Origin of the sequence: Proteiniphilum propionicum, from assembly GCF_022267555.1 — a bacterium.
GTDB classification, from domain to species: Bacteria; Bacteroidota; Bacteroidia; order Bacteroidales; family Dysgonomonadaceae; genus Proteiniphilum; species Proteiniphilum propionicum.
Window position 1 is genome coordinate 933,880 of record NZ_CP073586.1, and the last position, 16,494, is coordinate 950,373.

The 16,494-nt window shown below is 41.4% G+C and carries 9 protein-coding genes; 5 read left to right on the forward strand and 4 right to left on the reverse strand.

Annotation, left to right across the window (positions count from 1 at the left end; genetic code table 11):
* Window positions 1–17 precede the first annotated feature (17 nt).
* From alaS to KDN43_RS03530, 4 genes are all read right to left on the reverse strand, one after another.
* Window positions 18–2,633, reverse strand: a complete 2,616-nt coding sequence (alaS, locus tag KDN43_RS03515; RefSeq protein WP_238868308.1) for an alanine--tRNA ligase — start codon at window positions 2,631–2,633, stop codon at window positions 18–20.
* A gap of 554 nt (window positions 2,634–3,187) precedes the next feature.
* Window positions 3,188–3,670: a hypothetical protein gene (locus KDN43_RS03520; RefSeq protein ID WP_238868309.1), complete on the reverse strand. Its 483-nt coding sequence runs from the start codon at window positions 3,668–3,670 to the stop codon at window positions 3,188–3,190.
* Between the two features lie 63 nt (window positions 3,671–3,733).
* Window positions 3,734–5,494 (reverse strand): RagB/SusD family nutrient uptake outer membrane protein, encoded by a 1,761-nt coding sequence (locus tag KDN43_RS03525; protein ID WP_238868310.1) that lies wholly within the window; start codon window positions 5,492–5,494, stop codon window positions 3,734–3,736.
* Between the two features lie 23 nt (window positions 5,495–5,517).
* Window positions 5,518–8,745 carry a SusC/RagA family TonB-linked outer membrane protein gene (locus tag KDN43_RS03530; protein ID WP_238869393.1) on the reverse strand — a complete coding sequence of 1,076 codons (3,228 nt, stop codon included), beginning with the start codon at window positions 8,743–8,745 and terminating at the stop codon, window positions 5,518–5,520.
* Window positions 8,746–9,833: 1,088 nt separating this feature from the next.
* On the opposite strand from KDN43_RS03530, the gene KDN43_RS03535 reads away from it, so the two are divergent.
* The 5 genes from KDN43_RS03535 (at window position 9,834) to KDN43_RS03555 (ending at window position 16,483) form a co-directional block, all read left to right on the forward strand.
* A complete protein-coding gene (locus KDN43_RS03535; RefSeq protein WP_238868311.1) occupies window positions 9,834–10,745 on the forward strand; it encodes a class I SAM-dependent methyltransferase in 912 nt (303 codons plus the stop codon).
* Window positions 10,746–10,999: 254 nt separating this feature from the next.
* A complete protein-coding gene (locus KDN43_RS03540; RefSeq protein WP_238868312.1) occupies window positions 11,000–11,392 on the forward strand; it encodes a MerR family transcriptional regulator in 393 nt (130 codons plus the stop codon).
* Between the two features lie 239 nt (window positions 11,393–11,631).
* Window positions 11,632–12,798 carry an exo-beta-N-acetylmuramidase NamZ family protein gene (locus KDN43_RS03545; protein WP_238868313.1) on the forward strand — a complete coding sequence of 389 codons (1,167 nt, stop codon included), beginning with the start codon at window positions 11,632–11,634 and terminating at the stop codon, window positions 12,796–12,798.
* Between the two features lie 135 nt (window positions 12,799–12,933).
* The gene (locus KDN43_RS03550) at window positions 12,934–15,561 is read left to right on the forward strand and encodes a valine--tRNA ligase (RefSeq protein ID WP_238868314.1); all 2,628 of its coding nucleotides are present in this window, start codon (window positions 12,934–12,936) and stop codon (window positions 15,559–15,561) included.
* A 64-nt stretch (window positions 15,562–15,625) separates the two neighbouring features.
* Window positions 15,626–16,483 (forward strand): fructosamine kinase family protein, encoded by an 858-nt coding sequence (locus KDN43_RS03555; RefSeq protein WP_238868315.1) that lies wholly within the window; start codon window positions 15,626–15,628, stop codon window positions 16,481–16,483.
* Window positions 16,484–16,494 lie beyond the last annotated feature (11 nt).

A 16,494-nucleotide genomic window follows, 5' to 3' on the forward strand; every position in this document is an offset into this window, starting at 1 on the left:
ACATCTGTAAACGTTCCTTACACTTTCAATTTATGGACTATCGCCTCTACTGCAGCACTCATCCCTTGTGCATTTTTACCTCCGGCAGTAGCAAAATGAGGTTGTCCCCCACCACCTCCCCGAATATGTTTTGCTGCTTCCTGCACCATCTTTCCGGCATGGAATCCTTTCTCTACCAGATCGTCACTAAGCATAACCGTAAGGCTGGGTTTCCCGCTTGAGACAGTGGCACCCACAAAAAGCATCTTCTCCGGGAACTGCCCTTTAAGCTGATATGCGATATCTTTCATAACTTCTGCAGAGCCCATCGGCAATATAATTTTAAAGAGAATCACACCATTGACCTCCTGCTTCTTATCGATAATCATCTGCTTTAGCTGCTCGGTTTTCTCTTTCACATACTCCTGGAGCTGCTTCTTCATATCCTCGTTATCTGAGAGCATCCGATGTATCCCCTGCATCACATCAGGCACATTATTAAGAAGATTCTTGATTTCGTACAACGCATCTTCCTTTGCATACAGATAATCTTCACAAACCTTGGCGGTTAACGCTTCTATACGGCGGACCCCTGCGGAAATAGCGCTTTCGCTGATAATTCGGAATGTTCCTATACGGCCTGTAGAGGATATATGAGTACCACCACACAGCTCAATAGAGGAACCGAAGCGAACAGTGCGTACATCGTCGCCATATTTTTCTCCGAACAGAGCTATTGCTCCCTGAGCCTTTGCCTCTTCAATGGGAACATGGCGATGCTCTTCTATGGGGAAGTTTTTCCTAATCCTGGCTGTCACCTCTTCCTCCACCTTACGGATCTCCCCGGGTGTCATTTTTTGAAAATGGGAGAAGTCGAACCGCAACAGTTCTGGTGACACATATGACCCTTTTTGTTCCACATGTGCGCCCAACACCTCACGCAATGCCTCATGCATCAGGTGTGTAGCAGAGTGATTGCACTCTGTTGCTGTCCTTTTATCCATATCAATTTTGGCTGTAAATGTACCTTCCAGGTTATCTGGCAGTTTATGAGTGAGATGCACCGCCAAATTATTTTCACGTTTGGTGTCGAATATCTCTATTTTCTCACCTTCATCCGAAATCAGCCAGCCTTTGTCGCCAACCTGCCCTCCCATCTCAGCATAGAAAGGAGAACGTGAGAGCACAATCTGATAGAAACTGTTTTTTTTCTGCTTCACTTCCCGGTAACGAAGAATTTGGGTTATACATTCCGTTTCATCATACCCCACAAACTCCGGATCACCATCCTGCACTTTTGTCCAGTCGCCCGTCTCCACTGCAGCCGCTTTGCGTGCTCTATCCTTCTGTTTTTGCATCTCTGCATTAAAGCCGGTCACATCAACCGTCATCCCATGCTCACGCAGGATCAGTCCGGTCAGATCAAGCGGGAATCCGAAGGTATCGTAAAGCTTAAAAGCAATCTCGCCACTCAACTCCCCACACTCTTCATCGGGCATATTTTTCTCAAGTAGTTTTATTCCGGTCTCCAGGGTACGCAGGAACGACTCCTCTTCCTCCTTCATCACCTTCTTGATAAGCGTTTGCTGAGCTATCAGCTCGGGATAAGCATCGCCCATAACTTCTATTAGGACAGGGATAAGATTAAACATAAACGGTTCATGCATCCCCAGGAAAGTGTACCCATAACGGACTGCACGACGCAGAATACGACGGATTACATACCCTGCTTTGGCGTTAGAAGGAAGCTGGCCATCGGTAATGGAGAAAGCAATCGTACGCAGGTGGTCTGCGATAACACGCATAGCGATATCGGTTTTTTCATCCTCTCCATATTGTCTTCCACTTATATCACCTATCTTTCGGATGACTGGCTGAAAAAGATCGGTGTCGTAGTTCGACAATTTACCCTGTACTGCCATACACAATCGTTCAAATCCCATACCGGTATCTATAACTTTCGCGGGTAGAGGTTCCAGCGAACCGTCTGCTTTACGGTTATATTGCATAAATACCAGGTTCCATATCTCGATCACTTGCGGATGACTTCTGTTCACGAGAGTAAGCCCGTCAACCTTCGCGCGTTCACTGTCGGGGCGGATGTCGATGTGTATCTCGGAGCATGGGCCGCAAGGGCCTGTATCACCCATCTCCCAAAAATTATCATGCTTGTTCCCGTTTATAATCCGCCCTTTAGGCAGGTATCGCTCCCAGTATGAAGCCGCCTCATCGTCACGCTCAAGATTCTCTTCGGCAGCGCCTTCAAAAACAGTGGCATACAGCCTATCCTTATCAAGCTTAAGTACTTCGGTAAGATACTCCCATGCCCATTCAATAGCCTCCCTCTTGAAATAGTCGCCAAAAGACCAGTTACCAAGCATCTCGAACATGGTATGGTGGTATGTGTCGTGTCCGACTTCTTCCAAATCGTTATGTTTACCGCTCACGCGCAGACATTTTTGGGAATCGGCAACCCTCGGATATTTTGCAGGCGTATTGCCAAGGATAATATCTTTGAACTGGTTCATTCCGGCGTTGGTAAACATTAATGTGGGGTCGTTTTTAATTACCATGGGAGCCGAAGGAACAATATGGTGTTCTTTCGATTGAAAAAAATCTTTGAACGACTGTCTAATCTCTTTGGAAGTCATCATACAAGTTATATGTTACACGTTAAAAACCAAGGATAGAAGTAATATGCCACGGATTAACCGATCTGGAGCGTAAGGTTTCTTTGCACCTTCTCCTAACCCTTGCTATGTTTTTTATTTCAAAACAAAATGCAAAGATACTATTTTCTTAGGTTTTTTGGAACAGGTTTTTTGGAACAGGAGTATTTCCTTTTACGAAAGACGCTTAAAAATTAATTCGGTTTAACAATACTCGCAACAGATGTTTTACCAGGCCCAATAAATCTTTAAAAAAATACCAATATATTTATCGGCATTGGGTAGTAATTTTTCCAAATTACTCCAATAGATCTGATAATCTGCCAATAATTCATCAACCAGTACTCTTTTCAGATGCCGCTCGTAAAAATTTGCTTCAATTAATTTTTCTATTTTATCACTCAAAATTTTCTTTTAATGATTTGGCATCGTGCAAGAATTAACAATGACTGGCTTTAATATGTGTGCTTAAACAGACAAGACACTTGCAATGAAATATGTAAACAAGAAAAAGTATAAATTGAAACAAACAATAAACATTATTCGTCCAGTTTGTAATCAATGAAATCTCCGGTAGTCTCGATCAGACGGTTGAAGTCGTCTGGAAAACGTTCTCCACCATTGGCATTAATAGAAATGAATTTGCTTTGACCGTTTTGAACCAATTCAATGATATATAAAATTGAATTTTGTAAATTATTATTTTTCTCAAATCCGTAAGATTCTCTCATATCATTAATACCGCTTTTACTTACCAATTCCCTAAGTTCTATATACTCCTCTGTTGTTAGATTGCCCTGTCTGACTACTGGACGGCTAACCCCTTCGTATTTATCAAAAAAATAATTATTCTGTTCAATTTTATAGGTGGAATCGGAATTCATCTGAAATTCTACCTTATAATTCCCGATACTCTCCATGGTGAACTTGTAAGTGAAATCCATTAACTCCGGGTTGCTTCTTTTACACCCTGCAAACATAAAGATTGCAATAGCAACGATTGATAATTTGTATCTGATCATAAACCTTAAAATCAATATAAAAGGGAGGATATCCTCCCTTTTAGTTCAGTTATATAAAATTATTTATTTCCATGGATCGGGTTGTACCAAATATGGTTCGCCGTTTTCATCATTTCCCATGGTTTGAATTTGAGTTTGAGGTATTGGGAACATAGTTTTACTTGCATCCAGTGTAACAGCAGCACTGAATTTGGTGAACAAATATCCCTTCTCAAAATCGATATATTCTTTAATTTGCTGCGACATATATTCGCCACCCAATCGTGCCAAATCAAACCAGCGTTGTCCTTCCATGGCCAGTTCCAATTTCCGTTCCATCCGAACTGCTTTTATACATAATTCTTTATTGGTGAACACAGCATGCGTGGAAGGATACTCTTTGACAAGGTAATTTGCCGCAGGATTACCATTTGGCAGTTTGATTATGTTCACGGGAAGAGCGGCCCGTTTACGAATTTGGTTGACCATATTCATGGCTTCCGCTGTATTTCCGTCATTCGCCAAACATTCGGCATAAAGCAATATCATATCCCTTAAACTCAGGTATTGCAAGTTTATGGCCGACCCCGGTGCCCAACCGGCACTTAATCCTCCACCGGCCAATCCCGCGTCTAATTCTTTTTTTGAATAAACGTGTTTCTTAGGCATAAAGAATCCGCCGTTCCCCATATCTCTCACCCAGTTGCTTTTGGGAAACCCCCAGTCTTTATAGGGGATACCGAAACGTCCAATGGCAAAATCGAGACGTGGGTCAACAAGGGCATTGGTATTGACAGATAGTGGCGCTTCTTTTTCAGTAGACGGGTTTTTTACCGATACATACGGCTCGCTCCTGTAAGAATTATCTAATAAAGGTAATCCGTCCGTACCCACTTTAAAAGAATTAGCCAATTCATAAGAAGGTTGGTAAAAGCCACAACATCCACCGGGAGAATCGGCACCACCATGGGGATAGCATAAAGACATTCCTGTATTGGCATTGTTATAGTCGTTAGAAAATTGAACCGCAAAAATAGACTCTTTACCGTTATCGCGATAACTATCAAAATTGGCGTTCATATCATCTTCCAACCCATATTTCAGGGCATTGGATGTTTGGCCGTTATCTATTACATCTTTCAGAATGGGTTTTGCTGAAGCCATGTCGCCTTTTTGCATCAGGATTTTAGCCTTTAACGCTTTGGCTGCCCACAAATTTGCTCTTCCAGGCAAATCCTGTTTTTCCGGCAAATTAGTTATAGCAACATCTATGTCGGCCAATACTTTCGGGTAAATGTCAACATCATTATGTATTTTGGGATCATTATCCTTGACGGTTTCATCCACCCATGGAATGAAAGGGCCAAACACTTTTATGCCCTCAAAATAGAACAACGTTCGGAGAAAATACAGTTCCCCTTTCCGGGTTTTCACAAAAATTTCCGGCAACTCTTCTTCCACTTCTTCTATGGTTTGCAAAGCAATGTTCACCCGTTTTGCGCCTTTATACACCCATATCCATTTTTGATTAATATAGTTATTGTTCGATTGCACACTATATTTCTCCATATCGTTTAAAACGGACTGGTCATTGGCATCGGAGCCTTTGTTGGCGTCGCCGCCATACATGCCTCCAAACGTCCAGTTAAAAGGGCTAGCACCCCAGCCATCTTCAGTAAGATTGGCATAAGCTGTTGTAGTAAGTAAATCGACACCTGTCTTATTCATCAAAGCAGCCTGATCTATACTCCCTTGAGGCGTTTTATAAAGAAAACTTTCTCCACAAGAAGCCAGCATAATAAAAATTGTGGCAATAAATGATATCAGAATATTATTATTTTTCATACTGTTTAATAATTTAAAGTAATTTAAAAAGCGAAATTTACGCCAAAAATTAATCGCATTGTTGTGGGCCAGCCTCCACCATCAATTCCACGGCTCAAGTCGGCACGATTACCCACTCCGGTTTCCCTGTTCGTAATTTCAGGATCCAATCCGGTGTATTTTGTAAAGGTCAACAAGTTCTCAGCTTGTAGATATATACGTAGGTTGGAAATAGTTGCCTTTTGTAACCATGACTTAGGCAATGTATACCCAACCACTAAATTTTTCAACCTTAAAAATGAACCGTCTTCAATGTAGTAAGAATTAAGCACTTTTCCTGTCCAACCATCCTTTGAGTCTAATATGGGCAATTGGGCTTTTGAATTGTCGGCACCTTTTTTCCAGGAAAGATCGCGCATTCGAGTGGAGCGGTTCCCTCCAAACAGGGGAAAATCAGTAAAAAATTTGGTGTTATTGAGAATATCGTTTCCTAAGGTTGAATACCAAAACATAGTCAAATCCCAATTTTTATACGTGAAAGAAGCATTTAAGCCGGCAATTAGATCGGGATGCGGACTACCGATGACTGTACGGTCGTTCATATCGATCTTACCATCGGGTTCTCCATTTTCGCCTCCACCCAAATCGGCATACTTGTACTTTCCCACATACTCCTGCGGACCCGGTTTATCGGGATCCAACAAATCTTTTTGGGTGGTATTATAGGGAACCGGAGAATTCATGACGTCTTGTTCATTTTCATAAAAGCCTATAATCTTAAATCCATAAAATTCCGATATGGGACGCCCTTTAATCGTACGTGTTTCACCCACATCAAAGCGGTCACCATATCCCCATAAAGCAAAATCATCGGAGTTGGAAAGGCGCAATACCGTATTTTTATAGGTTGATAAATTCAATCCGAGGTCCCAGGAAAAATCACCTTTTTTATCCCGATAATTAAATGTAAAATCGGCACCCACGTTTTTCATATCTCCGTAGTTGATGTACGGTTTTCCAATTTCATCGTTTGCTAAAGCCGAATAAGCAGCTTCTATCAACATGTCGGAAGTTTGTTTGTGATATAAATCCAATGATGTGGAGAATTTTCCATTCCCAAAAGTAGCATCAATTCCCAGATTGGCCATTTTAGTAGATTCCCACTTCGTATCTTCATTACCAAAACGGTTCAACCTGTAACCCAGGTTTGTTCCGGTATTTGCTCCGCCAAGATCATAATTTGTGGCTCGGGGATAGGTTGTAAACTCCATCGCGTAGTTAGTGGTTCGGGCCATCTCGGAATTACCGGTAATTCCATAACCAATACGCAATTTCAAATCGTCCAACCAGTCTCTTGTTCCCTCCATAAATTGTTCTTCCGATACACGCCAGCCCAAAGATGCCGATGGAAAAGTACCGTATCTGTTTTTTTTAGCAAACCGGGAAACTCCATCTCTGCGAACAATTCCCGTAAGTAGGTACTTGTCTTTAAAAGAATAGTCGGCACGGGCGAATATTCCAAAGAGAGCAAATTCACCGTTGTACCATGAATCATTTTCCCGTTGATCATTCCTTTCTCCCATCCCTAGCGTCCAGGTATTGATATTGTCTTCATACAAATATCCGAACCGCTGTCCGCTCATACCGCGTCCCAGCCCGTCACGGATGGCTTCCGATCCCAAGATCACATTTAACGAATGAATGTCGTCAAACACCCTATTATATGTCAAGGTATTGGTCCACACCCACCTGAAGTTAAATTCCGAACGCTCTTCCAAATTATTCGTTCCCGGACTTTCGGAAAATTCGGGATTCTTTTTACTCATTCGGTAATAATAACGATTGGTATAATCCACACCAAAATTCGTCCGGAACATCAATTCTTTTATTAAATCCACTTCACCCCAAAAATTACCAAAGATTCTCGAATTGCTCCAATAATTATCTTTGTTCCTGTATTCCTGAGCAACAACGTTAATGAAATTTCCGGTTCCATTGATTTTCGAACCGGCCCAATTTCCGAATTCATCCTTTACCGGAACCCAGGGAGAGGCACGGTATGTCCATGAATATGGGTTTGCCTCGTTAAAATTGGTGTTTAGACCAACATCTTTTGTCCAAGTATATTGCAAATTTTCACCAAAACGCAACCAGGGGCGAACATCGAATGAACTGTTCAAACGGGTTTGATATCTTTTGTAATAAGAGTACTTCACCGTTCCCTGCTGATCGAAATAGTTCAATCCCATCAAATACTTTCCCTTTGTATTACCCCCAGACAAGGTTAACTGATGGCTCTGAATGGGAGCTACCCGGTCAATTTCGCTCCACCAGTCGGTATCTGAAAAAGGGACCATTTGATTATCGGGGAACGAATAGTTCTTAATATCCTGATTTTCACCTTTCGCTCCAGTTACCGTAAGATAATTGGGGATACGAGGTTCCGGGTATTCGCCAAATTGGGCATGATAGGGAATAGCTTTGTCTGCAGGTACACCACGGAGCAACATGGCGTTGCGTAGCGACTCCCACTCCAACGCCAACCGGTCGGCGGAGTTTAGCAAATCGTAACGTTTGGTTGTTTTTTGAACTCCATAATAAGCATCATACGTTAATTTTGGCTGTCCTGACGCCGTTCCACGTTTGGTGGTAATCAGAATAACGCCATTGGCCGCCTGTGCCCCGTAAATGGCAGCGGAGGATGCGTCCTTCAACACTTGCATGCTTTCAATATCGTTAGGATTCAGACTGCTCAGGTTCTGGTTACGGGTAGATACACCATCGATAACGTACAAAGGACCATTATCATTCACCGTATTAATTCCCCGGATACGAACCATGGTTGCCGAACCGGGGGAACCCGTTTGGCCAACATACACACCCGCAGCTTTTCCTTGCAGCTGCTGTGTTGCAGAAGAACCACTTGCAGCCAAAAGATCCTTGGTATTCACCACAGTTACCGAACCGGTAATATCTTTTTTAGCCTGAGTGCTGTAACCTACCACCACAATCTCCTGAAGACTTTCTAAATCTTCTTGCATCACAACCGTAAACTGCCGTCTTTCGCCAATAGTTATTTCCTGTGTAATATATCCTACATATGAGAATACCAATACGGAACCTGGCGAAACCACATTTAACGTGAAATTTCCATTAATATCAGTAACCGTGCCGTTTAAAGTTCCTTTTTCTACAACGTTCACACCGATCATCGGCGTACTACCGGCATCGGTAACCGTACCTCTAATATTAGTTTGAGCAAACACACCCATGGCAATTATCCACAATGAGGTGAATAATAAGCTTTTGATTAGATTTAACATTTTTTGTTTCATACTTCCATGTTATTTGGTTTAATAATATATAACTGATTTATCAGTGTTAATGAATGGATTTATTTTAAATTGATAGTGTCAACATTATTGCAATCCCAAAATAAATTTTAATACAAGATACTTAATGGTAATAATATCAATATCAATCCTTAAGGCGTTCGTGAAATTTACGAATTAAAAAAATAAGCAGAGCTTTTTAAAGGTAACTTTATCTCGCTTAATAAATCATAAACCACAAATATAAATCATTATCATTTATTAACCAAAGGAATGTCTTTTTTTGACCTTTTCTTCTGTTATCTTATGTTAATTAACGGAAGAAATTGTTTATAAAACAGCACATAATTATTAAGTAAAAACTGCTGAAATCTGATTAACAAGAGGTTGCATAGTAAAGTAGAAAATTATATCAAAAATTACAGAGCGAACTAACAAATATAACAGGACGAAAACTTGCAGAAGAAAACTTTAAAATTCCAAAAGAGGGTATTCGCCGTATCACCATTATCCTGGGATGTTTTATAAAAGAATTCAGCAAAGGAACAATTTCAGTGGCTTCAAAAACTGTATAACTGAAACTTTAAGCGTAGATATCAGGTATAGTTTATGTTACACTTAATAAATTGATATTTGAGACAGCAGGATCACAAAAAGCGTTTATATTAAAGTTCACGTTATATTCACTTACACTACTGTCCGGTTTAAAATGAAACAAATGTTATATACATCTATTATACAATGGAATACACTCCATTTCCAACTTTTCGATTTGAAATTAAATCTTGGAATATTCCTAAATGGGCAAATATAGATATATTAATTATCAATGGATTATAAATTAGTAAGACATAGATTAATGTTTAACCAGACAGCAGTAATTCACTTAATTGAAGACAATAGCAGATTTTTGAATAGTAGAATTAAGTGATTTGTTGTAGAAAGTAAACATTTGTAGTGAGAATAAAGAAAAAAAGTTTGCCTTTCACCTGAATAATCGTACTTTTGGGATGATTTAATCAGGATATATGTCAGTAATAACAATTGAAAGATGCCCAGTTTGCGGCAGCGGGGATTTAAAAAAAATTTTTGATGCTGTTGATCATTTCTCAAGCAAGGAGGTTTTTCCTGTTTGTGATTGCACGGTGTGCGGATTCCGCTTTACAAACAATTTCCCATCGGAAGATGTTATCGGAAAATATTACGACTCACCTGACTATATCTCTCATTCCGACTCAGACAAAGGACTGATTAACAAGCTGTATCACCTTTTCAGGGAACATATGCTAAAGAGAAAAGTCAAAGTGGCAGAATCATTTGTTAAAGGTTATGATAAGACATTGCTTGATATAGGCTGTGGAACAGGCTACTTTATGAACGCTGCCGAAAAATATGGTTTTGCAGTCTCCGGCATTGAGAAAAACAAAAAGGCACGGGAATGGGCAAACAACCATTTCGCATTAGACGTAAAGGACGAGAAAAGTTTTTTCGAAATGAAAGATGTATCGTTCAGTATTATCACTCTTTGGCATGTACTCGAACACCTGGAGAAACCGAACGAAACCATCGACAAGATAAAGGATATTCTCGCACCCGATGGCACAGTGGTGCTTGCACTGCCTAACCACCACTCTTATGATGCAAGATTTTACAAAGAGATGTGGGCTGCATATGATACTCCCAGACATCTATGGCACTTTACCCCGGTTTCCGTAGAGCAACTGCTTGCAGGGCACAGGATGAAAATCGTAAAAAGATTCCGGATGCCTCTGGATGCTTTTTATATTTCTCTGCTAAGTGAGAAATATAAAGGAAGCCCCGTGGTTGTAAAGTATATCAGGGCTTTTTCGATTGGCATAGCAGGATTTGTATTCTCCCTTTTTCAACCTGAATGCTCCAGCTCGATGATATATATTGCAAAACGTATAAGCGAAGAGTAATAAATTTAAGTATCAACTAAATGGAGAAGATAGAAATTTTCTGGAATCAGAATTTTTGAATAGTTGCCTTGTATATATACAATGACGGTTTTATAGAAAAATGAATCCCTCAAGCAGGTTAATTCACCAAAATCAATAAAAATTTGCCTTTGCACCCGAATAATATTATTTTTGAGAACTATATTGCGAATATTTTCAAAGCAATAAGCTATTTGTAAATATACTTCTTAGCGATTTTAAACTGAAATATCAGTATGGGTAAACGAAGAAAGCTGATCCGGTTCGATGACAAACGACTTTTCTACTCCATTCAGGAGGTAGCCGATCATTTCGCGGTAAACGTATCACTCCTGCGTTTCTGGGAGAAGGAGTTCGACAACATCAATCCTAAAAAAACCACCGGAGGAACACGCCAATACACCAAAGAAGATGTGAAACAGGTGGAGATAGTATATCATCTCGTAAAAGAGAAGGGGTTGACGCTGGAAGGTGCCCGCCAGACTCTAAAGTCGAAAAAAGATGATGAGGCAAAACGTGTGGAAGCAGTTGGCAAACTTATGGAAATAAAAAAAGAACTGCAATTGCTTGAAGAAGAGTTTGATCAACTGCATGAACTCCAAAAATATTCGAATACTGAAACAGAGTAATGATAAAACAAGAATAATTTACATAATGGAATAGCTTATCGATTTAGTAATAATAAGGTTGAGTCCCCTCCTAAAACCTCAAAACCCAATTTTATTGGTTTGCAACTTATTGAATATCAATGTTCATCTTGTGAAATTTTTCAAGAAAAAAGACTTATCGGACGGGACTCAAGGTAAGGTTATGATTAAATCGATAAATTAGTAAAATATTTTTACCTTGAACCATAATTTATAATCTTATGAACAAATTTTTTTTCTTGCCAGCCCTTCTTCTCTGTACTTGTATATTCGCACAAAACAAAACAACTGTGAAGTCAGGTGCTGAAATAACTGATGCCTATTTTCCCCTTTTGAAAGATAAGCGTGTAGCTGTAATGACCAACCAGACAGGAATGGCGGGCAATGAACATCTTGTGGATATGCTGATAAGATATAAGTTCAATGTGGTGGGCATATTTTCTCCCGAACATGGCTTTCGCGGAACTGCCGACGCAGGTGAACATGTAGCCAGTTCAACAGATGAAAAAACAGGTACTCCCATATGGTCGCTTTATGGAAGCGGTGGCGGAAAGCCTTCTGCAGAAAAAATAAAACAGTTTGATGTGTTGTTGTTCGACCTGCAAGATGTAGGACTCCGTTTCTATACCTACTACGCCAGCATGGCACGAATGATGGATGCCTGCGCGGAACACGGCAAAAAAATGATCGTGCTCGATCGCCCCAATCCCAACGGCATGTACGTGGACGGACCCATTCTGGACATGAAGCATAAATCGGGTGTAGGGTGGCTTCCCATACCGGTTGTGCATGGCATGACACTGGGTGAACTGGCGTTGATGATCAACGGTGAGAAATGGCTTCCCGAAGACAGGGTGTGTGACTTAACCGTTGTGCCCTGCGAAAATTACACACACCAGACACGATACGAATTGCCCATTGCCCCGTCACCCAATCTGCCAAATATTCACTCTATATACCTCTATCCATCCACATGTCTATTCGAAGGTACAGTGATGAGCCTGGGCAGAGGCACCCCCCAACCTTTTGAGGTATACGGGCATCCGAAATATAAAGAGTCTGATTTTTCATTTATCCCGCAAGCCGTTCCTGGAGCAAAAAACCCGCCGTTACTTAACCAGAAATGCTACGGGGTGGATCTGCGCAACCTGCCGGATGAGGAGATCATCGCAAGCGGTTTCGACCTTACTTACATAATAGATGCATACAACAATCTGAATATGGGTGAAAAATTTTTCACACCCTTTTTCGAAAAGTTAACCGGTGTGGACTATATCCGCCGGGATATCATTGCCGGCAAATCGGCCAAAGAGATAAAAGATAAATGGTTTTGCGATGTGGTAAAGTTCAAACTGCAGAGAAAACCCTATCTTCTCTATAAGGAATAGTAACAACGGGAGCGGTTCGATTTATAAAAAATGCGCAATGATGTGCATTTTTTGTATTTTTGCATTTTCTATATACAATAATCAAACGATTCTGGATTCCGGTTTTGGAATCCTTAAATAAATTCAGGTAATCAGATGGAGATTGCAAGCAAATACAATCCTGCAGAAGTAGAAGAGAAGTGGTATAAGTACTGGATGGACAATAAATTGTTCCATTCTGAACCAGATCATCGTGAACCATTCACCATTGTCATACCGCCGCCAAACGTAACCGGAGTACTCCACATGGGACATATGCTTAACAACACTATTCAGGATGTGCTGGTACGCAGGGCACGTATGCAGGGAAAAAACGCTTGCTGGGTTCCGGGAACTGATCACGCTTCAATCGCCACCGAGGCAAAAGTGGTGAACAGGCTTGCATCGCGGGGAGTAAAAAAAACCGACCTCGGCAGAAAAGAGTTTCTTAAGCACGCGTGGGAATGGACTCACGAGCACGGAGGGATTATTCTGGAGCAACTGAAAAAACTGGGGGCCTCATGCGACTGGGACAGAACAGCTTTCACCATGGATGATGTTCGTTCCGAAAGCGTACTGCGTGTATTTTGCGACCTGTACGAAAAAGGACTTATATACCGGGGCGTACGTATGGTGAACTGGGATCCCAAAGCCCTTACGGCTCTTTCTGACGAGGAGGTGATCCATAGGGAGGTAAGCGGTAAACTCTATTATTTAAGATACAAGATTGATGGTGATCCTGATGGCGCTTACGCGGTGGTTGCTACTACACGCCCTGAAACCATCATGGGCGATACGGCAATGTGCATCAATCCCAACGACCCGAAGAATGCCTATTTGAAAGGGAAAAAAGTGATAGTCCCTCTTGTCAACAGGGTTATTCCCGTCATTGAAGATGATTACGTTGATGTGGAGTTCGGTACGGGCTGTCTTAAAGTAACACCTGCACACGATATAAACGACTATGTACTGGGAGAAAAATATAACCTCCCGGCTATTGATATCTTTAACCACGATGGTACCCTCAATGAAAATGGAATGCAGTATGAGGGAATGGACCGTTTCAAGGTACGTAAGCAGATTGAGAAGGATTTGGAAAAAGCAGGCTTGCTCGACAAAACAGAGCCTTACACTAATAAGGTTGGATTCTCGGAACGTACCGATGAGATTATTGAACCGAAGCTATCAATGCAGTGGTTCCTGAAAATGGGGCCACTGGTCAAACCGGCTGCTGATGCGGTTGAAAATGACACTATCAGATTCTATCCCGAAAAATATAAAAACACCTACCGCCACTGGATGGAAAACATAAAGGACTGGTGCATAAGCCGTCAGCTGTGGTGGGGTCATCAAATTCCTGCCTATTTCCTGCCGAAAGGGGGGTATGTGGTAGCTATGAGCAAAGAAGAGGCTTTGGAAAAGGCACGCCAACAGGTTGATTATGATATCACCATCGACGACCTGAAACAGGATGAAGATGTCTTGGACACCTGGTTCTCATCATGGCTGTGGCCTATATCAGTTTTCGACGGCATAAACAGACCCGGAAACAAGGATATCAGTTATTACTATCCCACCAGCGACCTTGTTACCGGGCCCGATATCATCTTCTTCTGGGTTGCCAGGATGATCATGTCGGGATATGAGTACCGTCAGGAACCATGTTTTCGGAATGTTTATTTCACGGGGATCGTGCGTGATAAACAGGGAAGGAAGATGTCGAAACAGTTAGGCAACTCACCCGATCCTGTTGAGCTGATGGATAAATATGGTGCCGACGGCGTACGCATGGGAATGTTACTCTCTTCAGCTGCCGGAAATGATCTCCTCTTCGATGAAACACTCTGTGAACAGGGGCGTAATTTCAATAACAAGATATGGAACGCGTTTCGTCTTGTAAAAGGATGGGAAATTGACAAGAATATCACCCAGCCTGAATCGTCTAAAATAGCTGTAGAATGGTTTCAGGTAAAATTATCGGAGACTATTTCGGAGATTGACGACCTCTTCTCTAAATACCGGCTTTCCGAAGCATTAATGCTTCTATATAAGCTTTTCTGGGATGAATTCTCAGGCTGGTACCTGGAGATAATAAAACCGGCATATCAGCAGCCTCTGGATGCTGATACATATAGGGCAACGCTAAAATATTTCGATGCCTTGCTGCGACTGTTGCATCCTTTTATGCCATTCATTACCGAAGAGTTGTGGCAGGCACTGTACACAAGAGAGACAGGAGAGAGCATAATGACTGCTCTGCAACCTAAAGAAAAGACAATAGATAAAACTCTGATTGACGGGTTCGAAGAGATGAAACAGGTGGTTGCCGGAGTGCGAACCATACGGTTGGAAAAGAGTATTCCAAACAGGGATGAGCTTCAGTTACAGGTTATTGGTAGCCATAACAGTAAATACAACAGTATTATACTAAAGATGTGCAACTTGTCAAGCATCTCTGCGGCCATCGAGAAACAGCCTGGCGACTCGGGATTCCTTGTAGGAACAACGGAATACAGCGTTCCCCTTGCTGATAAGATGGATGTGGAAGCCGAACTCAGTAAGATGAAAGCAGAGCTGGCCTATACAGAGGGATTTTTACAGTCGGTATTAAAAAAACTTGGCAACGAACGGTTCGTCCTGAACGCGAAACCGGAGATAGTGGAAAACGAGCGCAGAAAACAGGCGGATGCCGAAAGTAAAATAGCCCTGCTAAAAGAGAATATCGAAGCATTGTCAACTGAATAATAGTTAAAATAGACCTTAATAATCTTGCTAGTTATGAAGAGTCTTTTTTAACTGCAATAAAAAGATGTTTAAACTCCTCTCTTATATTTCTACAAGAATTTCAGAAAAAATTATCTCCACGAAACCAGTATCGGGAGGAGATATATCTTCTGCCTACCTTATTGAGTCTGAAGCCCGGAAATATTTTCTGAAGGTAAATTCAAACCTTTGTGCTTTGGAGATGTTCCACGCGGAACAAAAAGGACTGCAAACCATTGAACAGACAAAAACCATAGCTGTCCCTCATGTGCATCTCGCAGATACCATAGAGGGGAAAGCCTTTCTCTTGATGGACTTTATTGAAAGTAAACGCCCCGATATGTCTGACTATATTCGTTTTGGAGAAGTGCTGGCCGAATTACACCACTGCTCACAGAAGGATTTCGGATTCAGTACAGATAATTTTATTGGGAGTCTTCCACAACGGAATAACACCCATGCCGGCTGGGCGGAATTTTATTGGTTCGAACGTATACTCCCTCAGCTTCAGTCGGCGCTTAAAGCCGGATTGATACAGCAGAATATCATACCAAAAGAAAAAGATGTTATCCCTCTGTTTCAAGAAATATTTGGCGATGCGAAACCCTCTCTTTTACATGGAGATCTATGGGGAGGAAATTACCTCATTTCAACCAATGGTGTCCCCTGCCTTATCGATCCTGCTGTCTATTATGGCCATTCCATGGTAGATATTGCCATGAGCGGCCTCTTCGGTGGTTTCGGGACCGAATTTTACAACGCATATCACGAAATCATCCCTAAAACCGAAAACTATCTTCAACAAATTGATCTATACCAATTATATTACCTGCTTGTACATTTAAACCTGTTCGGTAGCGGATACTACTCCTCCGTTTCATCAATCTTGAAAAAATATTTTTGATCTTTTTTAAT